Source organism: Psychrobacter immobilis (genome assembly GCF_003148585.1).
GTDB lineage: Bacteria > Pseudomonadota > Gammaproteobacteria > Pseudomonadales > Moraxellaceae > Psychrobacter > Psychrobacter immobilis.
Genome location: NZ_QGGM01000002.1, coordinates 317,033 through 343,045, shown reverse-complemented (window position 1 = coordinate 343,045; position 26,013 = coordinate 317,033). Strand labels below are relative to the sequence as shown.

General features: G+C 43.5%; 19 protein-coding genes. 13 read left to right on the top strand and 6 right to left on the bottom strand.

Annotated elements, in window-relative coordinates; genetic code table 11:
* Window positions 1-168 precede the first annotated feature (168 nt).
* The 7 genes from C8D84_RS03395 (at window position 169) to mmsB (ending at window position 10,393) form a co-directional block, all read left to right on the top strand.
* Window positions 169-1,839 (top strand): fatty acid--CoA ligase, encoded by a 1,671-nt coding sequence (locus tag C8D84_RS03395; protein WP_109590049.1) that lies wholly within the window; start codon window positions 169-171, stop codon window positions 1,837-1,839.
* Between the two features lie 208 nt (window positions 1,840-2,047).
* Complete coding sequence (locus tag C8D84_RS03390) at window positions 2,048-4,102, top strand: propionate--CoA ligase (RefSeq protein ID WP_109590047.1); 2,055 nt, start codon at window positions 2,048-2,050, stop codon at window positions 4,100-4,102.
* 360 nt (window positions 4,103-4,462) lie between these two features.
* A complete protein-coding gene (locus C8D84_RS03385) occupies window positions 4,463-5,947 on the top strand; it encodes a CoA-acylating methylmalonate-semialdehyde dehydrogenase (RefSeq protein ID WP_109590045.1) in 1,485 nt (494 codons plus the stop codon).
* A gap of 63 nt (window positions 5,948-6,010) precedes the next feature.
* A complete protein-coding gene (locus C8D84_RS03380) occupies window positions 6,011-7,171 on the top strand; it encodes an acyl-CoA dehydrogenase family protein (protein ID WP_087815891.1) in 1,161 nt (386 codons plus the stop codon).
* Window positions 7,172-7,252: 81 nt separating this feature from the next.
* Window positions 7,253-8,035 carry an enoyl-CoA hydratase gene (locus tag C8D84_RS03375; RefSeq protein ID WP_087815893.1) on the top strand — a complete coding sequence of 261 codons (783 nt, stop codon included), beginning with the start codon at window positions 7,253-7,255 and terminating at the stop codon, window positions 8,033-8,035.
* Between the two features lie 59 nt (window positions 8,036-8,094).
* Window positions 8,095-9,324 carry an enoyl-CoA hydratase/isomerase family protein gene (locus C8D84_RS03370; RefSeq protein WP_109590043.1) on the top strand — a complete coding sequence of 410 codons (1,230 nt, stop codon included), beginning with the start codon at window positions 8,095-8,097 and terminating at the stop codon, window positions 9,322-9,324.
* A gap of 124 nt (window positions 9,325-9,448) precedes the next feature.
* Window positions 9,449-10,393 (top strand): 3-hydroxyisobutyrate dehydrogenase, encoded by a 945-nt coding sequence (gene mmsB, locus C8D84_RS03365; protein ID WP_109590041.1) that lies wholly within the window; start codon window positions 9,449-9,451, stop codon window positions 10,391-10,393.
* A 91-nt stretch (window positions 10,394-10,484) separates the two neighbouring features.
* Here the strand turns inward: mmsB and C8D84_RS03360 are convergent, their stop codons facing one another.
* Window positions 10,485-11,243: an IclR family transcriptional regulator gene (locus C8D84_RS03360; protein ID WP_087815900.1), complete on the bottom strand. Its 759-nt coding sequence runs from the start codon at window positions 11,241-11,243 to the stop codon at window positions 10,485-10,487.
* Window positions 11,244-11,872: 629 nt separating this feature from the next.
* On the opposite strand from C8D84_RS03360, the gene C8D84_RS03355 reads away from it, so the two are divergent.
* Complete coding sequence (locus tag C8D84_RS03355) at window positions 11,873-12,757, top strand: hypothetical protein (RefSeq protein ID WP_109590039.1); 885 nt, start codon at window positions 11,873-11,875, stop codon at window positions 12,755-12,757.
* A 118-nt stretch (window positions 12,758-12,875) separates the two neighbouring features.
* Here the strand turns inward: C8D84_RS03355 and C8D84_RS03350 are convergent, their stop codons facing one another.
* From C8D84_RS03350 to C8D84_RS03340, 3 genes are all read right to left on the bottom strand, one after another.
* Window positions 12,876-13,676 carry a 4'-phosphopantetheinyl transferase family protein gene (locus C8D84_RS03350; protein ID WP_109590037.1) on the bottom strand — a complete coding sequence of 267 codons (801 nt, stop codon included), beginning with the start codon at window positions 13,674-13,676 and terminating at the stop codon, window positions 12,876-12,878.
* A 121-nt stretch (window positions 13,677-13,797) separates the two neighbouring features.
* Window positions 13,798-14,316: a peptidoglycan-associated lipoprotein Pal gene (gene pal, locus C8D84_RS03345; protein WP_109590035.1), complete on the bottom strand. Its 519-nt coding sequence runs from the start codon at window positions 14,314-14,316 to the stop codon at window positions 13,798-13,800.
* 156 nt (window positions 14,317-14,472) lie between these two features.
* Window positions 14,473-15,069, bottom strand: a complete 597-nt coding sequence (locus tag C8D84_RS03340; protein ID WP_109590033.1) for a DUF6231 family protein — start codon at window positions 15,067-15,069, stop codon at window positions 14,473-14,475.
* 395 nt (window positions 15,070-15,464) lie between these two features.
* On the opposite strand from C8D84_RS03340, the gene pepN reads away from it, so the two are divergent.
* The gene (pepN, locus tag C8D84_RS03335) at window positions 15,465-18,065 is read left to right on the top strand and encodes an aminopeptidase N (protein ID WP_170108264.1); all 2,601 of its coding nucleotides are present in this window, start codon (window positions 15,465-15,467) and stop codon (window positions 18,063-18,065) included.
* 139 nt (window positions 18,066-18,204) lie between these two features.
* Here pepN and C8D84_RS03330 read toward each other — a convergent pair whose 3' ends face one another.
* Entirely contained in the window at window positions 18,205-19,287 is a 1,083-nt protein-coding gene (locus tag C8D84_RS03330) for a 3-deoxy-7-phosphoheptulonate synthase (RefSeq protein WP_045446373.1), read from the bottom strand.
* Window positions 19,288-19,714: 427 nt separating this feature from the next.
* Here C8D84_RS03330 and lpxB point away from each other — a divergent pair, with 427 nt between their 5' ends.
* The 3 genes from lpxB (at window position 19,715) to C8D84_RS03315 (ending at window position 23,467) form a co-directional block, all read left to right on the top strand.
* The gene (gene lpxB / locus C8D84_RS03325) at window positions 19,715-21,022 is read left to right on the top strand and encodes a lipid-A-disaccharide synthase (protein ID WP_109590030.1); all 1,308 of its coding nucleotides are present in this window, start codon (window positions 19,715-19,717) and stop codon (window positions 21,020-21,022) included.
* Between the two features lie 73 nt (window positions 21,023-21,095).
* Complete coding sequence (locus C8D84_RS03320) at window positions 21,096-21,950, top strand: ribonuclease HII (protein WP_087815912.1); 855 nt, start codon at window positions 21,096-21,098, stop codon at window positions 21,948-21,950.
* A gap of 287 nt (window positions 21,951-22,237) precedes the next feature.
* Window positions 22,238-23,467, top strand: coding sequence for a CAP domain-containing protein (locus tag C8D84_RS03315; RefSeq protein ID WP_087815914.1), 1,230 nt, complete (start codon window positions 22,238-22,240; stop codon window positions 23,465-23,467).
* 271 nt (window positions 23,468-23,738) lie between these two features.
* Here the strand turns inward: C8D84_RS03315 and C8D84_RS03310 are convergent, their stop codons facing one another.
* A complete protein-coding gene (locus C8D84_RS03310) occupies window positions 23,739-24,404 on the bottom strand; it encodes a DUF924 family protein (protein WP_109590028.1) in 666 nt (221 codons plus the stop codon).
* Between the two features lie 90 nt (window positions 24,405-24,494).
* Between C8D84_RS03310 and C8D84_RS03305 the strand changes: the two genes are divergently transcribed.
* Window positions 24,495-25,733: a carboxynorspermidine decarboxylase gene (locus C8D84_RS03305; RefSeq protein WP_109590026.1), complete on the top strand. Its 1,239-nt coding sequence runs from the start codon at window positions 24,495-24,497 to the stop codon at window positions 25,731-25,733.
* Window positions 25,734-26,013 lie beyond the last annotated feature (280 nt).

Here is a 26,013-nt window from a genome sequence, read left to right as displayed (position 1 = left end):
TGTTCAATACACCTTAATAATTCTATTAATAATGTTAGCCACTATCACTTTTTAAACAGCCAATTTTTTATAAGTAAAAGCTAAAATAACTAGAACTGCGTGCCATCAATTATCCATGATTCACCCGCATAATAACTTATCCGCATGACCAACAAGGACGTCACATCTATGTCAAATATTTACCACAGCGCCCCTTCTGCTTACGATTATCCCTTATTAGTTAAGCAACTATTGAACCGTGCCAAAACGGTGTCGCTAGAGCAAGAAATCGTTTATGCTGACAAAAAACGCCTTACCTATAAAGATTTATTCAATCGTATCAATCGCTTGGCCAATGTCTTAGTAGGTTTAAATCTAGATGCAGGTGATATAGTGGCGGTGATGGATTGGGACAGCCATCGTTATCTTGAGTCGTATTTCGCGGTACCGATGTCAGAGTATATTTTACAAACCGTTAATATCCGCCTATCGCCAGAAAAAATTCTTTATACCATCAATCACGCTAAGCCAAAAGTGCTGCTGCTCAACTCTGAGTTTGCGCCATTGGTCAAAAGCTATCAGTTTGAAAACTCTAGTATTGAGCACATTATTTGGCTAGATGATGATGGCGTGACATCTGAAGGAGTCTTCGGTGGTAATCAAAACCGCGTAGTAGGTGAGTATGAAGCGTTATTACAAGCTGCCGATAGTGAGTTTGACTTCCCAGATTTTGATGAAAATACCATTGCCACGACGTTTTATACCTCAGGCACGACGGGCGATCCAAAAGGCGTATTCTTTAGCCACCGCCAGCTAGTATTGCATACTCTTACCGAAGCGGCGACATTAGGTATGCTGCCCGACAAGCAAGGCGTCAGCTACGGTGATGTCTATATGCCGATGACGCCAATGTTCCACGTACATGCGTGGGGCTTTCCATTTACTGCGACCATGGCTGGTCTGAAGCAAGTGTATCCGGGACGCTATGCACCAGATGTGTTAATGGATTTGATTATTAATGAAAAAGTTAGTATTACCCATTGTGTCCCAACGATTTTGCAAATGGTGCTCAAAGAAGCGCAAGATCGCGGTGCTAGCTTTAATGGTTTAAAAATGATCATCGGTGGTTCAAGGTTGACTGAAGGCTTGGCAAAAACCGCCATGGCACAAGGTATCGAAGTATATACTGGTTATGGTATGTCAGAGACAGCGCCCCTTATTAGCTTGACAGAATTTAGTCTCGACGAGCCTGAAATGAGTGAAGATGAAGATATCGCTCGCCGTTGTATGACTGGTAAGCCCGTACTGATGGTGGATGCTCAAATATGGAGTAGCAATAATGAGTCGGTTGGTACCGGTCAAGACAATACTGGCGAGCTGGTATTGCGCGCACCTTGGCTAACGCAAAGCTATCTAAAAAATGACGATGCGGGCAAAGAGCTGTGGGAAAACGGCTATATGCACACCCAAGACATTGCTTATATACGTCCTGATGGTTATATTAGAATTACTGATCGCTTAAAAGATGTCATTAAGTCAGGCGGCGAGTGGATATCGTCATTAGAGATTGAGACGATTTTGTCGTTACATCCAGCGGTCGCTGACGTATCTGTGATTGGGGTACGTGACAAACAGTGGGGCGAGCGTCCATTGGCCTTGATTGTGTTAAAACCTAATGCTCAAGACACGAGCGTTGATGATATCAAAGCCATTGCTGAGAAAGCTGTAGAGCGGGGTATTATCCCGAAATATGGTGTGCCAAGTCAGTTTAAGTTCGTCAATGAGCTACCAAAGACTTCTGTTGGTAAACATGACAAAAAAGTGATGCGTGAGATGTATGCTGATCAAACTGAGGTATAGGCTTAAAGTGGCTTAACTATTGAGCAGATAACTGGCTTAATAGTTGACCTTTATTGTTAGCTCTGCTACATTTTAAACCGATACCTACTAAATCGATACGTAGTGTATCGGTTTTTTGTTCTATTAGAGATAGCTGGCAGGGATAGCCAATCTTTACTATGACAATATTACATCGTATTACCCATCATTTATGCTAAGGACAGCTATTATGAGCGAGCAAACCGCCACTTCAGTGACCAACCAATCGTCAGAGCAAGCTCAGACTTCTCAAGCGTTATCTAATACCACTCAAACTTTTGCTGAAATTTATCACTCTTCTATTGAAAATAAAGAGCAGTTTTGGGCAGAGCAAGCAAAGCGTATCTATTGGCATAAAGAACCTGAACAAATCCTTGATGACAGCAATCTGCCTTTTGCGCAGTGGTATGTCGGCGGCGAGACCAATCTTTGCTATAACTGTGTGGATCGCCATCTTGCAGAACGCGCAGAGCAAGATGCTTTTATCTGGTTATCCTCTGAGATTAACCAAGAGTTAATCGAAACCTTTCCTGCAGTCGTCGATGCGTTTAAAGATTTGGGTAATAACGTTGAGCTTTACACGGACTATACCAAACGTCGTCTGACCTATAATGACCTATATAAAGAAGTCAATTATTTTGCTGATGTGCTACAGCGTCATGGTATTGGCAAGGGCGATCGCGTTGTCATTTACATGCCGATGATTCTAGAAGCCGCTTATGCCATGTTGGCTTGCGCTCGTATCGGTGCGGTACATTCCGTGGTATTTGGTGGTTTTGCTGCCCATAACTTAGCCATTCGTATGGATGATGCCGAAGCAAAAATGGTCATCACGGTGGATGCAGGTTTGCGTGGCGGTAAAGTTATTAATTATAAAAACCTTGTCAATCAAGGGGTAGAGCAAGCAACGGTCAAGCCCAAGCATGTATTGGTCATCAATCGTGGCATTTTACCATTTGAGCCAAAAAATATTGATGTTGATTATGCAACTCAGCGCCGTATCAGCTGTGAAGCCAATGCGATTGTCGAGCCAGTTTGGCTTGAGTCAAATACGCCATCATATTTACTTTATACCTCAGGCACTACGGGTACGCCAAAAGGCGTGCAACGTGATACAGGTGGTCACGCGGTTGCGCTAACGACGTCGATGGACTATATCTACGATGGCAAGGCGGGCGAGACATTTTGGGCGATATCAGATATCGGCTGGGCGGTCGGGCATTCTTACACCATTTATGCACCATTGCTGGCTGGCATGACGAGTGTGATGTATGAAGGCTTACCACATCGACCAAACCCTGGTATCTGGTGGCGAATTGTGGAAGCCAACAAGGTCAATATTTTGTTCACCGCGCCGACCGGCGTACGTATGCTCAAAAAGCAAGATGAGACATGGATGACACGCTACGATGTCTCAAGTGTCAAATCGTTCTTTTTGGCAGGTGAACCACTGGATGAATCGACAGCCAACTGGCTGACTAAGCATTTAGGTGTGCCAATTTTAGACCATTATTGGCAAACAGAGTCTGGCTGGCCCATCCTGAGTAACACGCCCAAATTCAATCATAAGCCGCACAAGCAAGGCTCACCTGGTTATCCCATGTATGGTTACGATGCGCATGTCATTAATGAAGAAACAGGCGAACCTTGTAAAGCTGGCGAAAAAGGACTGCTCGCGATTCGTGCACCATTGCCGCCCGGTTGTCTGACCACGGTATGGCGAAATGACGAACGCTTTGTCAGTAGCTATTTTGGTCTGTTTGATGGCAAGCAATATTCAACCTCAGACTATGCCGTGACTGATGAGGAGGGTTATTTTTATATTTTAGGACGAACTGACGATGTGATTAACGTCGCCGGTCATCGTATTGGCACGCAAGAAATTGAAGAAGCGATTAGTACGCATCCAGAGATGGCAGAATGTGCGGTTGTGGGTATTCATGATGAATTGAAAGGAGAATTGCCGATAGCCTTTTGTGTGCTGAGAGATCATGAACAAGTCACGACCACCGAAAATCGTTTCCGTATTGAGCAGCAGGTCATCGGTGCTGTGGTCAAATCCCTTGGTGGTATCGCAAGGCCAGCGGCAATTTATTTCCCGCAAGCACTACCAAAAACGCGCTCTGGCAAAATCTTACGTCGAGCCATTCGTGCTCTAGCAGAAGGCAACGAAACAGGAGATATGTCAACGCTTGATAATCCAACAGCGATTGAGGCGATTAAGCAGTCTATGAAAGACTACTAATACGATGGCGTATTAATTGAAAAAAGCCATCTAACGTTAATATTGAAAAAAAGCTCATGCACAATCATGGGCTTTTTTGTTTTCAATTTAAGGCGTCTCTTCATTTTTATCACTACTTAGTCGCTTTCGCTCAAACTGAAAATATACCTTACATAAAGTTTTTTTCGTTAACATAAACTCAGATAAAATTTTGACAAAGCGCTTGACCCTAAAAATGGTTTATTGGTATAGTCAATAACGATACGAAATAAATCATTTTATAAATTACGTTTGATCGATAAAAGCTCATCATTTTTTCTCTCTTTTTGAATATTAAGACACCGCTAAAGGGTAGTCTCGCAAACAAGATAAGGATATCTTATGCACCACGTCAAGCAGCTCATCAATGGTCAATTTGTTGATTCTAATACCAGTGAATGGATTGATATCACCGATCCTGCCACGCAAGAAGTCATAGCCAAAGTTCCGCAAACCACAGACGATGAAATCAATCAGGCGGTTGCAGCAGCCAAAGCCGCTTTTCAAACGTGGCGCAAAACACCGATTACCACACGTGCGCGTATCTTTCTAAAATATCAGGCATTGATTCGTGACCATATGGATGAGCTAGCAGAAATCTTGACCGCAGAGCAGGGCAAGACTATTGCTGATGCACGCGGTGATGTATTCCGTGGTTTAGAAGTGGTTGAGCATGCTGCTGGGATTGCAAATCTACAGATTGGCGATTTCGTTGAAAACGTTGCCTCAGGCGTTGATACCTATAGTATTTGGCAGCCGCTTGGTGTTTGTGCTGGTATCACGCCGTTCAACTTCCCAGCGATGATTCCTCTGTGGATGTTCCCAATGGCGATTGCCACGGGCAATACTTTTATCCTAAAACCTTCTGAACAAGATCCGATGGTGACCATGCGTTTGGTTGAGCTAGCGGTTGAAGCGGGCGTACCTGAAGGTGTGCTAAACGTCGTACATGGTGGCAAGGCGACCGTTGATGCGATTTGTGATCATCCTGATATCAAAGCAGTTTCATTTGTCGGTTCGACCAACGTCGGCAAACACGTTTATGAGCGTGCCAGTCAATCAGGAAAACGTGCACAGTGTATGATGGGCGCGAAAAACCATGGTGTTATATTGCCAGATGCCAATAAAGAGCAAACGCTAAATCAGCTAGCTGGTGCTGCATTTGGTGCTGCTGGTCAACGTTGTATGGCATTGTCAGTTGTGGTGCTAGTGGGCGCTGCGGGTGAATGGATTGATGATATCAAGGCCAAAGCAGAAGGTTTAATCGTCTCAGCTGGTAAGCATGATAAAGACTTAGGTCCGCTAATTTCTCCCGCGGCAAAAGCGCGTGTTGAGCATTTGATTGGTACTGGAGTAGAAGAAGGGGCAAGCTTGATTCTTGATGGTCGCGGTATTACGGTTGAAGGGTATGAGAAAGGCAACTTTGTAGGACCTACTATCTTTGATAACGTCACTGCGGATATGCAAATTTACAAAGAAGAAATCTTTGGACCTGTACTGTGCATCATGCGTGCTGCCAGCTTAGATGAAGCGATTGAATTACTCAACGCCAATCCACATGGTAATGGTACGGCTATCTTTACTCAGTCAGGTGCAGCTGCGCATAAGTTCCAACAAGATATCCAAGTGGGCCAAATCGGTATTAACTTGCCGATTCCTGTACCATTACCAATGTTCTCATTCTCAGGCTCGCGTGCCAGTAAACTTGGTGATCTCGGTCCTTATGGTAAGCAAGCGGTACAGTTCTATACTCAAACTAAGACCGTCACGGCGCGCTGGTTTGATGATGAGGCGAGCCGCGGGGTTAATACCACTATTTCAATTTAACGCTGAATCACCTATATTTGCATTGACGCTTTAATACACTCTATTCAGCACAAGGATGACCCCATGGATTTTTCATTGACCGATGACCAAATTGCCTTTCGCCAAACTGCTAGACAGTTTGCACAAAAAGAGCTAAAGCCCAATGCCGCTGAATGGGATCGCACCTCGCATTTCCCAATTGATGTGATTAAAAAATCAGGCGAGCTCGGCTTTTTAGGGTTATATACCAACCCTGACTATGATGGCTTGGGTCTGCCGCGTTTAGATTCTGCGATGGTGTTTGAGGAGTTAGCATGGGGTGATACGGCTGTTGCTGCTTATATGAGCATTCATAACATGGCTGGCTGGATGATTGGTGAGTTTGGCAGTGATGCATTGTGCAAAAAATATTTGCCAAATATGGTTAGTGGTGAATGGCTGGGCAGTTATTGTTTGACCGAGCCTAATGCCGGTTCTGATGCGGCATCACTACGTACCAAAGCCGATAAGCAAGGCGAGCATTATATTCTTAACGGCGAAAAAACCTTTATCTCAGGGGCAGGTTCCACTGATGTGTTAGTGGTTATGGCACGTACGGGCGCTGCAGGTCCAAAGGGGATTTCAGCATTCGTCGTTGATGCAGACAGTGCTGGTATCGAATACGGCAAAAACGAGCATAAAATGGGTTGGAAAGCACAACCAACACGGACGATTAGCTTTAAAGATGTCAAAGTGCCAGTAGAAAACCTCATCGGCGAAGAAGGTCAAGGCTTTCGTATTGCGATGAAGGGTTTAGATGGCGGTCGGATTAATATTGGTATCTGTGCAGTCGGTACTGCGCAAGCGGCGCTTGAGACAGCGACCAATTACGTGCAAGAGCGTAGCCAATTTGGTAGTCCGATTGCTAGTTTACAGTCGGTACAGTTTAAGCTTGCAGATATGTTGACCCAAACCATTACCGCACGGCAAATGCTCTATTTAGCGGCGAATAAAGTCGACAATAATGATGCACAGGCCTCTACTTATTGCGCAATGGCAAAGCGTTTGTCTACTGACTTGTGTTTTGATGTCGCCAATGAAGCCTTACAGCTGCATGGCGGTTATGGTTATCTCAATGAGTATCCGCTTGAGCGCCATGTGCGAGATTTGCGTGTGCATCAAATCTTAGAAGGCACCAATGAGATTATGCGCGTGATTGTCTCACGTCAGCTGCTACAAGACGATGCGTTAAGCCAGTTACGCTAATCATTTTATATGAATAGATAATTTGCCTATTCGAATGTATGGATAAAGCAATTTTATAAAAAATTATAACAAGGATATTTCATGACGGATTATACCAACTTAAAACTATCAATTAATGGTCATATTGCGACGCTCACATTGAACAACCCACCTGCTCATACGTGGACGATGGACAGTCTCAATGCGCTTAAGCAATTGGTCTCTGATCTCAATACCAATGATGAGGTGTATGCGTTAATCGTCCATGGTGATGGCGAGAAGTTCTTTTCAGCAGGTGCCGATTTAAATAATTTTGCAGATGGCGATAAAGGTCGTGCGATTAGTATGGCGATCGCCTTTGGTGAAGCATTTGAAGCGTTGTCAGCCTATCGCGGCGTGAGCATCGCTGTCATCAATGGCTATGCGATGGGCGGTGGTCTTGAATGTGCGCTGGCTTGTGATATCCGTATTGCAGAAGACCATGCACAAATGGCATTGCCTGAGACTGGCGTTGGTTTGTTACCTTGTGCTGGCGGTACGCAAAATCTAACAGCTTTAGTAGGTGAAGGCTGGGCAAAGCGCATGATATTGTGCGGCGAGCGCGTCGATGCCGAGACTGCACTACGCATTGGCTTAGTCGAAGAAGTTGCTATAAAAGGTGAGGGATTACAAACAGCACAAGCCTTGGCACAAAAAGTCGCTAAACAATCACCAGTTGCGGTCAGTTATTCCAAAACACTTATCCAAGCGGCAAGACATACTCCGCCTGCACAAAACCTTATCCATGAGCGTGAAGCCTTTGTTAAATTGTTCGATACTGAAGATCAGCGCGAAGGTGTACAAGCATTTTTAGAAAAACGTAAACCCACTTGGCAAAATAAATAAACGCCATAAAGTCAAACTTAATGATACTATTTTTCTTTTAATATTTGTAGGTCACTTTTATGACAACAGCTATAGAAGGCAAACCAGAAGCGCCGGTACTATTCAGCACCGAACCGACAGATTGTGGTCACCTGATTGGGATAATGACGTTAAATATGCCAAAGTCTCTTAATGCCCTTAGCGTTGAGATGTGTCAATTGTTATCGCAGCAACTAGAGCAGTGGCAAGGTGATGAGCAAGTGGTGGCATTGCTATTAAAAGGCGCAGGCGATAAGGCGTTTTGTGCTGGCGGTGATATTCGTAAGCTTTATGACAGTATGTCTAGTGATGCACCGCTACCGAATCCTTACGCGACAGAATTTTTTGGTCATGAATATCGTCTTTATCGGCAGATGCACTTTTATTCCAAACCACTAATACTCTGGGGTGACGGCATTATTATGGGTGGCGGCATGGGCTTGATGGCAGGTTGTAGTCACCGCTTGGTCACAGAGCGCACGCGCTTTGCCATGCCAGAAGTGACTATTGGGCTGTTCCCTGATGCTTCTGGCAGTTGGTTTTTGCAGCGTATGCCAGCTAAGACGGGCTTGTTTTTAGGGTTAACGGGCGCGATGTGTAATGGCAATGATGCGCTATTAGCCAATCTTGCAGAGTATGCCGTCGCCAGTAGTGACTATGATGCCGTCATACAAAGTTTAAAACAGAGTGATTGGCAGGTTGCCGCTAGTCGTACGGATAAATGCGATAACAATAGTGCTCATAGTATCGTTAGCCGTGTGCTTGCAGCGCAACCAATTGCCGAGTTGCCTGCTAGTAAATTGGCAATCCATTGGCAACCTATCCAGCAGTTGATGAACAGCGGCGGACTTGGTGATATCGATGCTTTATTACAAAGTGATGCAGCACTCGAAAAAATAGATACAGAGTTTGCTAATGATAGCTGGACGCGGCGAGCAGTAGACACTTATCGCCATGGCTGCCCAGTGACTGCGGCGTTGACCTATGCGCTTTATTATAAAGTCACTGACTTATCGCTAGAGCAAGTTCTGTATTTAGAAGCCAATGTAGCCGTACATTGTGCCGCCAATCCTGACTTTAAGGAAGGGGTACGTGCGCTGCTCATTGATAAAGATCGTAATCCACAATGGTCGCGTTCACTAGCAGACTGCCTGAGTAGCGAAGGGCAGACGTACATACAGCAGCATTTTGTGAATCCTTATGCTAAAGATGCGCATCCGTTAGGCGATTGGTTGGGTGATAATGCTTTAGGCAGTCAGTCTGTGCGTTAAAAATTGAATTTATCAATTCAATATAGACATCAAATTAAAATTACACTCAATTAAATAGTTTACAGCTATATGTGTAGCAATGCCTGCACGCATGATCAATACTTAACCATCAAGGAATGATGAGATGAATACAAAGGATGTGAATGTCACCAGTAGCGATACTACTAAGCCAAATATCGCCTTTATTGGGCTTGGTAATATGGGCGCACCGATGGCAGAGAACTTTTTAAAAGCAGGTTATACGTTATCGGTTTATGATTTATCCGCAGAGGCGACCACGCGCTTGCAACAAGCGGGTGCTAATGTAGCAGATAGTCCTAAAGACGCTGCACGTCATGCACAGGTCGTTATCAGTATGTTGCCTGCTGGCAAGCACGTCCATTCAGTCTATCTAGGAGATAATGGCGCTGACGGTCTACTTGCAGAGTTACCGAAAGGTACTTTAGTCATTGATAGCAGTACCATTGCAGCGGCTGATGCAAGAACAGTGGCGGAGGCGGCAAGCAAGCTTGGCATAGACTTCTTAGATGCCCCAGTCTCTGGTGGTACGGGCGGTGCTATCGCTGGTACGTTAACCTTTATAGTCGGTGGCAGCACTGATGCCTTTGCCAAAGCTGAGCCGATACTGGCTGTGATGGGCAAAAATATCTTTCATGCAGGCGAGCATGGCGCAGGACAAGTGGCAAAAATCTGTAATAATATGCTGCTTGGAATTTTGATGGCAGGAACGGCAGAAGCGATTAATCTGGGCGTCAAAAACGGTCTCGATCCAAAAGTGCTATCGGATATCATGCTACAAAGCTCAGGTCGTAACTGGACACTAGAGGTATACAATCCTTATCCGCAAGTGATGGAAAATGTCCCTTCTAGCAATGGCTACCAAGGCGGCTTTATGAGTAAGCTCATGCAAAAGGATCTTAACCTTGCCATGCAGACCGCTGAAGATACTCAGGTAGAGACGCCGATGGGAGCCAAAGCGACAGAGCTATATGAAGCGCATGCAATCGAGAACGGCGATAGAGATTTCTCGAGCATTATGGCGCGTCACGACAGCTCAGTATTGACTTAAGATTTTAAAAAAAGCATAACTAAAAAAGGTCTACATTATCATAATAGTGCAGACCTTTTTTTGGACTTATTTTTGGTTTATATCAAGGCATTTAACTTGGCAGCTCATAGACGAGCGACTGAATATCTTTCGCTGCTTTTTGCAGTTGTGGGACATGGGTTAAGAGATCATCTAAAGACACTCGTATGGTCGGTGCATGAAGATATAGCGAAGCAAGGTAGCGCGACTTTCTATCCCGTATCGGTACGGCGATTGCCACCATCTCAGAGATAAACTCTTCATTATCGATACCAATACCTGTTTCAGCGATACGATCAAGCTCAGCGTTTAGCGCATCGATATCGGTAATCGTATTTTTGGTAAACTTATCCAATGACAGGTTTTGCAGTATTTTGTCGCGGCTTGTGCGCGGCAACTGACTTAAATATAGCTTACCAGTCGCTGTACACCACATTGGCGACTTTGCGCCCACTGGCAAATAAATCTGTATCGGCAAGGTCGTATTTGCACGGTTGGTATAGATCATGTTCATCTGATAAGGCACACCGATCCCGCAAGTCTCTTTTAGCTCATCAACCAGCTTTTGCAAAATCATTTGTCGCTCATTAAAGAACAATCGCTGCTGCCAAAGCTCAACACCCAAGTTGCGTACCCGCTTGCCCGGTATAATGCCGCCGCCAATATCCACAGTCACAAACCCTTCATCGAGCAGATTTTGAATCAATCGATGAATGGTCGGCTTTGGAATATCAAGCTCTTGCGATAGCTCAAGTGGTGAGAGCGGTTTTGAGGCATAAGACACCGCCTCGATAATCTCTAACACACGGGTAATCGACGATACTTTAGGCATATGAGTGGCTCAATAAGAATAAAAAGAATACAGTAGGAAGCACAACAAGGCATTAATAGATAACAGTAAATACGCAGCCTTGCGACAAATTTTCCTATCCTCTAATTTAGCATAATATCAAGCTTAGACAAGATCTAGTTACTTTATATGCCAATACTAAATGCATCCATACTAACGTTACACAGTCATACAATATTGAAAATTTATGCTAATGCTTTATTTTTCTGAAAAGTTTTCTAAAAGCAATAATTACTACACCAACTCACAAAATACAACAAACTGTAGTAATAAGCTATATAACTGTCATTGAGTTAAATAAAGAGGTAGGTCATTATAATGACATATTTTGTAATATCCTTACATGAAGATTAAGCTAACCAATATTCATGTTTGCGCTGCTGAGTTACTTTAAGAGCATTGTGTAACAGAAAGACGAAGTTTTGCGGATTGGTGTAGTAATTATTACAATATCTATGCAATCTTTACATAACGGCAAATAAAAAGCGCTCCTAGAGGGGTGACTTTTCCGGCCAAAATTGTTTTAATCTGCTCAACAAAATGATCGATTTAAAAAAAGCTAAATTGTCATTTTTTATGGGCGACTTATTCCACACTTTAGGAGAGTATTTATGAGACTTATTAAATTAACAGCAATTTCTGCTGCCGTTTTAGCGTCAACTGCTGCACTAGCTGCTGAACCTGTTATCGTTGTTGATGGTAACGATGCAGTTGTTTACGAAGCTGAGCCTGTTGCTGTTGCATATGAAGCTGAGCCTGTTGCTTATGCATACAATGCTGACGCTGGTATTGTTCGCAACACTACTGGTGCTGTTGTTGGTGGTACTAAGACTTTCTTCCAAACTGCTATCAACCCAGCTTCTGTTAGCGCTGAAGTTGGTACACTAGGTTATGGTGCTAACATCGGTTGGTCACTAAATGAGAAAACTGAACTACAAGCTGGTTGGGCTGGTGGTGATGTTTCTGATCTATTCGGCGACATTGATGTAAACGATATTGAATATGATATTAAAGATGCAGACTTTAGTAACCCGTATCTAGGTGTACAATTGCGCCCTACTGGTAACTGGTTCACGATGGGTGCTGGTATCATCGTACCTGACAACGATATCGACGTAACCGCTAATGCAAAAGGTAATTTTTTCGAGATTAATGATATCAGTTATAATGCAGCTCAAACGGGTACCTTATCAGGTACTATTGAGCATCGTAACAAGATAGCTCCTTATGGTACTATTGGTTTCCGTCCTAACATCACTAACAACTTCGGTTTGTTTGGTGAGATTGGTGCAGCTTACATGGGTAAAACAAATGCAACAGTACGCGCAGTTGGCTCAGATGTTGATAACTCCGTTGATTTTACAGCTGAAAATGGTACTGTTACAGGTACTACCACACGTGAGGAAGTTGCCGCTGCAGCACAAAAAGAATTAGAACGTAAAGACTATCTTGAGTGGATGCCAATTGTTAAGCTTGGTGCAACTTACCGTTTCTAATCTAATCACAGTTTAAGTACTGTTATTAGAAGAAGAGCAAGAAAAAACGACCCTTTTTAGGGTCGTTTTTTTGTCTATGAAAGGGTAGTTGTTAGAATTAATAACAGGTGTAAATGGTCTAGAAAATAACGATGGTTTGTTGCGCTGACAATACCGCGATACGGTAATCGGACTTAATGTCTGCTATGACCATTAAAGATGACGGTTCTCTAATAGCATGAATCAAATCAGCAATCAGGTAGGAGTAATCTACTCCTAACCCTTGTGCCAGTTTGTATTGATGAATTTTGATAAAACTTTCTTTTATTTGCCACAGTAATTTAGCGATAATCTTACGCTGAAGTGGGGATAATGCTTGTAAAGCAGCCATTTCATGCTCAGAATAAAACCGCTGCGCTACGTGCCATGCTACATGATTGGTTTCAATATCAATACCAATGGGACGGTGACGACTAATGACCACTGTTACTTTACTGTTCAATGATTTATTGATTGTCTGAACAGTATTTTGATTAGTATCATGATTCTTGTTGCCTGTATGACTAAAGCATACGTAATATTCACTGCTGCTAAGCCGGTACGGGAAATTTGACTCATCCAAAGTATCGCACAACTTTAGCTCATCCAGTAATTGTTGTAGCAATAATCGAACGCCTTTACGTTGTATGTGACGTTGATGCTGCGCCATTTCACGCATTGATAAACTTACTGGTGACAGGCAGTAATGCCAATTAAGCTCGTAAATTTTCTGAAAATCTACCTGTGATATATTGTTCGCGGATGACCACAGTAATTCATCCCACAGTCTTTTAAAGTTGAGGGATGAACACTCGCTTACTTGTGCAGTGGCGCACCACGTTGCAGGATCGAGCTGGGTATATTGTACATGGGTCAGGTTTAAGATAGAGCTTGGCATCATTGATTATATCTATTGGATTCGTTCGCTTAGTAATATGCAAAAAGCCCAGCGATATATTATTGCTGGGCTTTCAATTATAAAATATGTTGAGCTTTATCGACTGTGATTGGTTTTACTGGTGTTAGTAAGACAATTCAGCACGGCGATTTAGTGCGTAAGCTTCTTCAGTATTACCAGCGGCAGCAGGGCGCTCTTCACCATAACTGATGATGCGGATATTGTTTACTGCGACGCCTTGAGTAGCAAGGTAATCACGTGCTGCAGCAGCACGGCGCTCACCTAGTGCCATGTTGTATTCACGGCTACCGCGTTCATCAGTATTACCTGCGATAACAACGCTGGCTGCTGGATTTGAGTTGAGCAAGCTGGCATGTTGATTAAGAATGCTCGCTGCTTGTGAAGTAATTTCGCTGCTATCAAAAGCAAAGTAAACAACTGCCTGTAGGTTTTCTGCGCCCATAATAACCGCGCTTGAGTTATCTACGATGACTGCGCCAGTGTATCCAACTTGACCACCTGGGATACCTAGTGGGGCAACCACGACTTCAGAAGTAGCACGTTTGGTCGCACAACCTGTGGTTAGTGCCACAGCGCTTGATAATACAGCGAGGACTGCGATCTTAGAAAAACTGGTTGACATAATGAGCTCCTAAAATTTTAATTAATTAAAATTGTTTTTTTTGAACTGCTTACGATAAAACTTAGGCAATTGCTATCTATCATATACTAAATGTTACTTTATGTAAGTAGTATTACTGTAAATAATGCTAGAATTTACAGATAGATATGAGATCCACTACCAGCGGTGCTTGCCCCAATTTTCAGGATTGGCCCAATAATCCGCATTTAACCAATTTGGCAGCTGTTTATAATCATATAAATTGAACTGCCAAAGTCTGGCAGACGCTGATGACTTTGCAGATAAAGGCTGCTCTGTTTGCTCAGTAGTATTCATCTCTAAAGATGGTTCATTCAAGATATCAAATGGGGTAAAGCCATAAGCTTTTAGATCTAGGGTGTCATCAAGGGCGATGAGCAGGTGTGCCGCATAAAGATCTCGATAGCGCATGAGCAGCGGAATATACTGCTGCAGAAACTCTGGTGAGAGTGTGGGCAACCAAAAACAGGCGAGCTCATAACGTTCAGGTAATTGTCGTTGATTGAGCTCTAATAATGTCGATATTTGTGGTGAGCGGGTATTTTTTAGCAGTGTCTTTAATGCTAACCGCGCATTTTGATCTGGGACGACCCACAGCAACTCAGTGTCATTATTAGTAGATTCAATCGTTGTGGATGCGTTCGCTTGTATGGTTAGTGAGGGCAAAAGAGCCTCAATATAATCTATCAGTAATGGTAACGTAATGTCTGAGCGACTGGCAATTTGCTTTATCATATAATAGGCCGTTTATCGAGTGTTGGTCATCAGTGACCCTATTAAATCATTTTAATCGCGATTATCCAATGGGTGATTGATGCTGATTATGCCGCTCTTTTAATATGTCGACTCTCTCATTCTTTTGATATATCGACTCTCTCATTGCCATCGCATTTTGATAAGTGTCATGGACGATGGACATAATAAAATTGCGACCTGCTCTTGAAATTTGGCAGTTTAGGTCAATGTAGCAAGATACCATTATCATGTTAATGGTCATAAAATTATGCTAACTGATGACCTGCCTTAACCTAAATTATCCCGCTTTTTACCGTATATATTTTTTGCCACAAATAATAATAGGAATACCCATGTCTATTGCTGAAACTGATGCTCAAATTATTAATCCTGATATGCCAGATGTGCCACCGCATGCCCCAAGTAAAATTAATTTAAAAGATTACCAGAAACCTAGCTTTGATGTGGAAACGGTTGATTTAGATATTAAACTGTTCGAAAATCATGCACAGGTAGACAGCACTCTGAAGATGGTACGTCAAACAGCAGGAGATCTCGTATTATTCGGTGAGGAGTTGGAGCTGATCGCCATTACGATGAATGGTAAGCCATTGATGGCTGAGGATTATCAACAACAAGCAGGTACGTTGACTATTAATAATGCACCTGATGCAGTTGTTTTAGAGATTCAAGTACGCATCTGTCCGCAGACCAATACCGCACTTGAAGGGTTCTATATGGCGGGCAGTGGTGATGAGACGATGTTTGTCACCCAGTGCGAGCCCGAAGGCTTTCGTAAAATTACCTTTTATCCAGACCGCCCCGATGTATTGGCGATATTTACCACGCGTCTTGAGGCGGATAAGCGTTATCCAACACTATTGGCCAATGGTAACTTGGTTGAAGAGGGTGAAGTGGCAGATGCCCCAGACCGTCACTATGCGATATGGCATGATCCAACCAATAAACCAAGCTATCTATTTGCCTGCGTTGTCGCTGATTTAGACGTATTGACGGATTCTTATACCACCAGCGAAGGTCGTGAGGTGTTGCTGGAAATATACGCAAAGTCTGCTGACATTGATAAATGTGATGTCGGTATGCAAGCGTTGAAAGATTCGATGAAATGGGATGAGGTCAATTATGGTCGCGCCTACGATTTAGATCGCTATATGATTGTTGCCGTGAGTCAATTTAATATGGGCGCAATGGAAAACAAAGGTCTGAATATGTTTAATACCGCTTGTGTGTTATCCAGTCCTGAGACGACAACGGATGCGCGTAGCTTTAGTGTGAAAGCCATCATTGCCCATGAGTATTTTCATAACTGGACAGGCAATCGCATCACTTGCCGTGATTGGTTCCAGTTGTGTTTGAAGGAAGGTTTTACTGTTTACCGCGATCAATCATTCTCAGCGGATCAGCAGTCGAGTGCCGTACAGCGTATCGACGATGTGGCGACCTTGCGTGCTCATCAGTTTGCGGAGGATGCAGGACCACTGGCACACCCAGTACGCCCTGAGAGTTTCGTCGAGATTAATAATTTTTATACGACGACTGTTTATGAGAAAGGCGCTGAAATCGTACGCATGATTGCCAATACTTTGGGAGCCGAGAACTTTCGTAAAGGCACGGATGAGTATTTCCGTCGTTATGATGGGCAAGCGGTGACGGTTGAGGACTTTTTATCTGCGCTTAGCATCACTGATAGCAAGATTGAAAGCTTTATCGACTGGTATCGTCAGCCGGGCACACCAATGGTGTCTGGTCATCAACATTATAACCATGCAGCGCAGACACTGACGATTACGTTAAGTCAGCAAACCCGTCATGTCAGTGGCTTTGCTGCGCCAAAACCATTGCCTATTCCGGTCGCGACTGTGCTATTTGATAAAGACACTGGTGACATTGTGGCTGAGCGTATGCTGCTACTCGATCAAGCCACGCAAACCTTTACCTTCGAACATATAGCGCGTGAGCCTGTAGTATCCTTGCTACGTGATTTTAGTGCGCCAGTACAGCTCAATTATGATTATCAAGATGCAGATTTGGCATTTTTGCTCAAACATGAAACCAATGGTTTTAACCGCTGGCAAGTGACGCAGATGCTGGTCAATCGTATCTTGCTGCAAGGTCAAGGCGAGAAGAGCAGTCCTGATATCTATCTGCAAGCACTAGCGCAGACATTGCCTGTGCTCGCGGCTGAAGATGCGATGTTGGCTGCCCGCTTGCTTGATATTCCATCAGCGCAAGAGCTGGCGTCTGCTATTCATAAAGGTTACGATCCAGCATTGGTGAAAGCGCAGCGCGACGACTTGTATCAGCAGCTTGCAGAGGCGCTAAAAGATCAATGGGCTGAGCTTTATGAGCAGCTACCTATGCAGTCTTATGAAGATAGTGCCGAGGCTCGTGGCACCCGTGCCTTGCGTAATGTGGTGCTCGATATGGCGCTGACCGCAAATGTCGATGGCGCAGATGAATGGGCGCAGCAGCAGTATGATGATGCAAGCTGTATGACGGAGCGTTTCGGTGCGTTGAAAGCGATGGTCAATCATCAACTGCTAAATGCTGATAAGTATTTAGCAGACTTTTATAATCGCTTCCAAAATAATGATTTGGTCATCGATTTATGGTTTAGTGTGCAAGCGTCTGCTGATACTGTGACCGCTGATACTATCCAATCCTTGATTGCTCACGCAGATTTTGATTGGAATACGCCCAATCGTGTACGCTCAGTGGTCAGTGCCTTTACCTCGCAGCCAACGGCTTTATGGACAGCAGAAGGGTTGGAGCTTTATATTGGTGTGATTAAAAAGTTGGATGATGCCAATCCTGTTTTGGCGTCGCGCTTATTGCAAGTGCTAGCGCGTTGGAATACCTTGGCGGAGCCACGTCGTCAAATGGCGCATGAGCGGTTGATTGAGTTGCAAAAGCAGGCTTCTTCTAAGCATGTACTTGAAAGTCTAAACAGTGTTTTAGGATCAGCGAGCGAGTAGGGTAAATTAAATGACTCTATAACAATAAACTAAATTATTTTATAAGAAAAAGCCCGTCCGATAATAATATCGGACGGGCTTTTTGCTGAGCAACTTATCAAGATAGAGTGATCTTTATCGTGATGAGGGACTGTCAATATTAACGGTTAGGCAAAACGTCTTTGACCATATCACGTAGATTATACAGGGCAGTGACCGTACTGTCCCAATCTAAGCAACCGTCAGTGATAGACTTGCCATATTCGAGCTGACTTAAGTCAGCGGTCAGTTTCTGATTGCCGCCCTTTAGATGGCTCTCAATCATCATACCGATGATAGATTTATTGCCGTTTTGAATTTGTTCAGCAACGTTTTGAATGACCATTGGTTGTAGATACGGGTCTTTACCTGAGTTGGCATGGCTTGAGTCAATCATAATCTTACTATTGGTTTTGCCTTTTGCTAGCTCGTTTTCCACTTGCGCAACCGCAGTTTCGTCATAGTTGGGCTTGCCGTTACCACCGCGGAGTACCACGTGCGCGTAAGGGTTGCCTTTAGACTTGATGATTGAGACTTTGCCATCTGCTGATAAACCCAAGAAGCTATGACCTTCTTTTACGGCTTGCATTGCGTTAACAGCGACTGTCATGCCGCCATCTGTTCCATTCTTGAAGCCTACTGGGCATGATAAGCCTGAACTCATTTCACGATGCGTTTGGCTCTCAGTGGTACGTGCGCCAATCGCTGACCAGCTGATCAAATCCTGCATGTACTGCGGGGTATTCGGGTCTAGTGCTTCGGTAGCGCAAGGCAGACCTTTTTCATTCAAATCGAGCAGTAGCTTACGGGCAGTACGCAGACCTTTTTCAATGTCGAAGCTGTCATTCATATCAGGGTCATTAATCATGCCTTTCCAGCCAACGGTTGTGCGCGGCTTTTCAAAATATACGCGCATCACAACGAACACGCTATCTTCGATTTCTTTTGCTAATATGGCCAAACGATCGGCATATTCGTGAGCGGCTTTGATATCATGAATAGAGCAGGGGCCGATAACCACAAAGAGGCGCTTGTCTTTACCATCCAAGATGTTTTGGATGGTATTACGACCGTTTAATACGGTTTTATAGGCTGCATCTGATAAAGGTAGCTCAGTTTTTAGCTCAGCGGGAGTGATCAAAGGAATGAACTTTTCAATATTCACGTCGTCAATATCTGCATTATGGGTAACTGATGTTGTCATGGTTATATATCGTCTAGCTGATTTATAGGGAGTTTCATTATGCGGACAAAAGTGTTGGTTGACAAGGGCAGTCGCGCAGTTAATTGACTGATAACTGGAATGAGGAAACCAAAACTTAGTTATACTTGTTCAGCGTTAATCGTATATGAGCGCTTCAACAAGCAAGATTGTTACTCAATTTATCTGTCCGTATAGAAAAACGAATTAACCCGTTAAGTAGTTATTTCTGGCTTTTATCAGCTAATTTAGCTATTTGTATCATCGTCACGTATGATGACAATATAAAAGGTATGACGATAAAATAGTGAGTATGGCGAATGCTTAGGTATCACAGAGCTTTCGCGCAGATTTTATGCGTCGTATTTTATAATAATCATTCATTTATTTTATATGCATTTATTGTATTTTTTAATATCGAGAGCTTGTCATGACAGATTCTGCTACGCCTGATCAATATCATAACTTTATAGACCAAACAGAGACTGAAATTCGAAGTGCTGAATTACAGACTGTGCCATTGGTCATCGGTATCGTCGCAGGTGAGGTGTCAGGGGATAGCTTGGGCGCAGACTTCATGCAGCAGATGAATAATCTACGTGGTGATATTGTATGGGTCGGCGTCGGTGGTACAAAGATGCAAGCGCAAGGGCTGCAAAGCATTTTTCCGTTGGAGCGTTTGGCAGTAATGGGTTTGGTAGAAGTCATGGCGCAATTACCTGACCTACTTAAAGCTCGCCGTGAATTATTGAGCGCATTTAAAGCCGCTGATATTAATTGGTTTATTGGCATTGATGCGCCTGATTTTAATCTTAGAGTGGCTAAAAAGTTAAAACCGCAAGGCGTATTCTGCGTGCAGTATGTGAGCCCTTCTATTTGGGCATGGCGTGAGTCACGTATTCATAATATTAAAGCAGCGACCGACCTTGTGTTGTGTTTGTTCCCCTTTGAGCTGTCCGTTTATGAGCGTCATAATCATCCAGCAATATGTGTTGGTCATCCGCTGTTGCGTACGATCGATCAAACATTATTAGAGACACCGATCAATCAGCGCCGTAGTGAGCTGGTTTGGCACAACGATGGCTTGCAGCAGTTTTTTATTGAACGATTTGACGATGTCAGCCAGCTTATTTGTGTGATGCCAGGCTCTCGGCGCGGTGAAATCACGGCTATTTTGCCATTGATGTTAGATGGTATTCAAAAGTTGATATTGCTTGACCCCAAGCTGTGCTTTATCATTCCGACCGTCGACCAGAATCACCAATACATCGTCCAAGATGTTATTGATCAGCGCTCAGAGCAACTACGTGCTGCCATCGTGGTGGTCTATGATGATAGCCAGCCAGCCTTTAGTCAGCACGCGATGGCAGCCTCAGATATTGTGATGCTGGCATCTGGCACTGCAACCCTAGAGGCGATGCTATTAGAGCGACCGATGGTGGTGGTTTATCAATTAAATAAGCTCACCTATCAGATTGCCAAACGCTTGGTCAAAGTGCCTTATGTGGCGCTGCCCAACATTTTGGCTGATACTGCAATCGTTCCTGAGCTGATTCAAGAGCAGGCGAGTGGTGATAATATCTGTCGTACGGTCATGCGGCTACTGCAACCGCGTGCCTATGCTGAGCAATTAAAAGATCTCGTCGCCACCAAGCACTTATTACAACAGCAGAGTAATCATGATCCCGCTAATAGTGTGATTGAGCAATGGTTTATCCAAGCGAAACATTGGATTTAAGCCATTATTGATTGCGATCATTTCTTCTTCTATTAATCACAATGATACCTAATAACAAAGATACCACGCCCCTATGAGTAACCAGTACCAAACCGACAATTTTGTCACCCCGATTGAAATAAGTATTGAGCAAATTGATATCAAAGGTCAATATCTGCAGCTGGTTGAGCCTATTCGTTTATCGGGTCAGGTAGATATTGATGCGCTACTTGCTCAGTATCGGATCGAGGTGGAGCAAGGCTTGCAGCAGTCAACGCTACAAATGGGCGTTGATGAAGCAGGACGTGGGCCGTTGCTCGGTAGCGTCAATGTGGCTGCTGCGATATTGCCTAAAACTTGGTCAGGATTGATTGAGATGCAGCCATTAAAGGACACGCCATTATCTATCTTGACCGACTCCAAGCAGCTGAGTGAAAAGAAGCGTGACCGTCTTTATCCGTTGGTTCAGCAGCATGCTATTGGTTATGTTGTCGCCGAGATCCCAGCAGCGGTCATCGATCAAGTCAATATCTTGCAAGCGACGATGCTCGGTATGCGCTTATGTACCGAAGTATTGTTAAAAGCCATTGCTCATCCTCTTGTCAACTCTATGAGGCAGGTCGAAGTTTTGTTCGATGGTAATCGCTGCCCTGAATTAAATGAGGCAATGCTCGCTGAACTGGGTATAGAAAAATCGATTATCGATTGCCAAGCATGGGTAAAGGGCGATGCGCGTCATACCAGCATTGCTGCCGCCAGTATATTAGCTAAAGTCAGCCGTGACAAAGCCATGTATGCGCTTGATGCCGAGCATCCAGAATACGGTATCGCCAAACATAAAGGCTATCCAACACGCGCACACGTAGAGGCAATCGAAAAATACGGCGTATTATCTGCGCATAGACGTAGTTTTGCACCAGTCAGAAAGTCATTAGAGAAAGCCATTTAAGAACAAATCACTTAAGAAGAAAGCACTTAAAAATAAACGTTAAGCTGAGCGTGCTTCTTTAAAATAGCCTAAGTGGAAATAGTCATGACTAAAAATAAGACAGTCTATAATGAACGTATCAGTCTTCAAGAAACACCAAGTAAAAATTTTTGGACTGTATTACAATGCCATTACAAATAAATTCAATACTGTGATATTAGCAGCTTAAGTCTACTTAGCTTATGTCCGCATATTTAACGCTGGCATTTATTGACTTATATACGCGCTATTATTCTATAGGATAAAAAATGACGCTCAGTACGCTATTAATAAGTACGCCACAGAAAAATCTTGCTGCAGTGCTTTTTTTGACAGTGTTTCTAACAGCTTGTGGTGGGGGCGGTGGTGGCTCTGATAGCAGCTCTAATACCAATGCGCCAAGCCCGAACCCACCTGCTATCGAGCCAAACGAGCAGCCCAGTGGTAATACAAGTGACAATTCAAGCGATAATGTTGGCGACCAACCTGATAGCAGTACTGCTACTAATGAGGTAAAGGCTGCATTAATTGCCAACAATAAGTTCAGTTTGGCACGTACCAGCTGTGGTCTGAGCGGCTTATCTGTTGATACCGCGCTTGATGATGTTGCCATTAAACATGCAAATTATATTAAATACGTCTTTGCCAATAGCTCACCGACCGCATTCAGTGCGCATTACGAAAATAAGATTGCAGATATTTCGGGCGTTACCAGTAGCAATAATCCATTTTTTGGTGGCTTAAGTTTTACCGATCGTTTATCAAACGCAAATTACCCAAATGTACGATATGGTGTGACTGAGAATATCGCCCAATCTATTCACTATAGTTCAGTAGGCAATCTTATTCGCTCGGATGTTGTGGCAGGCTCGATGGCAAAGTCCTTGCTGGCAGCGCCTTACCATTTGCGTTCATTAATGATGCCTAGTGCAAGCGTGACGGGTACTGGCGTGGTTATCTATAAGCCATACAATAAAGAGGCGGCGAATAACCAAGGTTATGTATTGGTCAACCATGCAGCAGCGACCCAAGCGACTAAAGATAATACGGTTAAAGGCGTATTCACTTATCCATGTGAAGGCGTGACGGATACAGTAACCGCGCTATATAATGAGACGCCAGATCCTGTCAAGCATACAGGTCGTGACTTGCGAGTGGATCCTATCGGGCAACCCATTTATATCAATATGCCATCCGCTCAAACGATTGATATCAGCAATGTGATATTCCATGATATCCAGCGAAATATCGATGTACCGATTGAGCTGCTAGACTATCGCCAAGATCCCTATAAAAATACGGCAAATGCACTACCAGCAAACGAAGCTTTTATATTACCAATCACTGATAATTTAAAAAGCTGCCAGATTGCCAGTAAAAAAGGCAAAAACTGTGGTTTACATGGCAACAGTGACTACCGTGTCAGCTTTGATATTTTAGTGGATAATAAAACTATCGAGCGTGAGAGCTTTACCTTTACGACAGGGATAGTGAACTAATAATTAGGTGAACTAAGACGTGTTCTTAATCTGAATAAAAGCACCAATCTGAACGAAAGTATCTAAAGAGTAAGTAAAATCAAGCAAGGGCTGAACCAGTTATCTGATTCAGCCCTTGCTTGATTATCATAGTCAATCCATTGCACTATAAAAAATTTCAGCGTTCATCTCGCTTGAAATATATATATGCCTATACTTGGTTGCCTTGCAATTCACACTTCTTTTGAGTTGAAGTAGCTATATTGCAATCAATCATATAAATATATAAGCGCTAAAATGACGAGTTCGGTTGTTGCAAGAAGGCTTCTTCTTCATCCGTTGACTCACGATCTAAAATGTCATTGCGATGCGGATAGCGACCGAATTGCTCAATGATATCTTTATGACGATTTTCGAAATCCAGCGTATTGTCATCATGTAATTTTTCAAACAATGGTAAGTAGCGCTTATGGATCACCAATGACTCTGAATGCATAAATGGCATGATGATAAACTTGCGCCATTCAGTCGGTAATGTATCAAAGTGTGGTTGTCCAATAGCCTCTTGTGCCAATGCGATAGCCATACTATCTTGTGCAAAAGCGCCTGCTTGCCCGCGACATAAATTACGCGAAAACTGATCTAAGACAATAATTTCTGCTAGTCTGCCTGCCAACGCCGTGATTGAGCTATTGCTATCCGTCGGCGCTTCTGCGATACGCCATATCACGCATTCACCTTGCTTTGCCGCTTGCCAGATGTCACCGAATTTATCCTTTATCTGCGTATCAAAGTCATCATTTTGCGCAAACCAATATTGCTCATTGTCTTTGTCGAACCAAAACTCCAGTACTGCACGCGCATTAGCATCAAGATGTTCTAAATGAATGTTTTTTGGGTCGAGCTGCGATGAATAAGCTTGGCTAGTAGCAGTGGAATAATCGGTTGATAGTGACATAAGATATTCTAATTATGATGAATTTAGTCTACTATAGCGCAAATATTTATGTCTGTCATGATGCCAACAGCAGCTATTAGGTAACCTCTTATGAATGCAAAAACTTCGCTAAACATTACCCAATCATCTCTACCGCCCACGCCTTATTATTTGCTCGATGAAGCGGCAATCGTTGCCAATATGCAGATTATCTCGCGGCTGTGTGAGCTATCAGGCGCTAAAGCATTATTGGCGCTCAAATGCTTTGCCACTTGGGGCGTGTTTGATGTGATGCAGCCTTATTTGCACGGCACAACGTCATCGTCACTCAATGAAGTGCGTTTGGGCTACGAGACTTTTGGTAAAGGTAAAGACAGTGATAATAAAAAAGAAACTCATGCTTACAGCGTCGCCTATAGCGCTGATGAGATCGATGAAGTATTGAGCTATGCTGATAAAATTATCTTTAACTCTATCTCACAGTTAAATGCTTTTAAAGGTCAAGCGGCGGCAAAAAATATACCAGTGGGACTGCGCTTAAACCCGAAAACCAGCAACTCGTCATTTATTATCGCTGATCCTGCGCGTCCTTTTAGTCGTTTGGGTGAACATGATAAAAACAAAATTGCAGCGGTACTTGATGACATTACTGGGGTGATGATTCATAACAACTGCGAAAATGACAGCTTTGAAGCCTTTAGTGCCAGTTTAGCCGATATCGAAGACAGATTTGGTGAGGTGTTGGCGCAGCTTGAGTGGGTGAGTTTGGGCGGTGGCATTCATTTTATCGCGCCTGATTATCCACTAGAAAAACTGGCAGACAGGTTAAAAGGCTTTAGTGAAAAATATGGGGTGCAAGTTTATCTTGAACCGGGTGAGGCAAGTATCCATGGTGCTGGGTCATTGGTCACGACCGTCTTAGATACTATGCACAATGAAAAAAATCTCGCTGTAGTAGATTCATCCATTGAAGCGCACATGCTTGATTTGTTAATTTACCGTGAGTCAGCGCCGATAGCGGCTGTGAATAGTGATTTAATGAATATTGCCTCTCTTGATATCGACCCTACCAATATCGCACCCATCAGCCAGAATGCTAAGTCAGCTGATAATACGATTGTTTATGGTCGTTCTTGTTTGGCGGGTGATATCTTTGGTGAGTATGCCTTGCCAAATAACCTAAAAATAGGTGATACCGTAACCTTTGGTAATGCCGCAGGTTATACCATGGTGAAAAAGAACTGGTTCAATGGTGTTAATATGCCCGCGATTGTGATTCGTCGTCTAGATGGCAGGATAGATGTGCAGCGCGAATTTGATTATCAAGATTACAAAGCCAGCTTGTCTTAATTTAGTTGTATCGGTAAATTGATTTAATTTTTAGAAAACAAAGGCTTAAGTCTGTTTTTAGATGACTTTAACTCGTCTGTTTTTTATACATTATTTTTACCGATGACTTCATAAAAATTGTTATAATCGCCACGGGCAAAAGCCAACAATCAAATGGTGCTTTGCCCGACGGGTGCGTGGGTTTTCCTCGGTCTTCCTTTTTAATTCACGCATATCATTCACTCGTTTCTGTTTTGACTCGCCACTATCGATGGTATCGACAGAGACACAAAGGAGGATT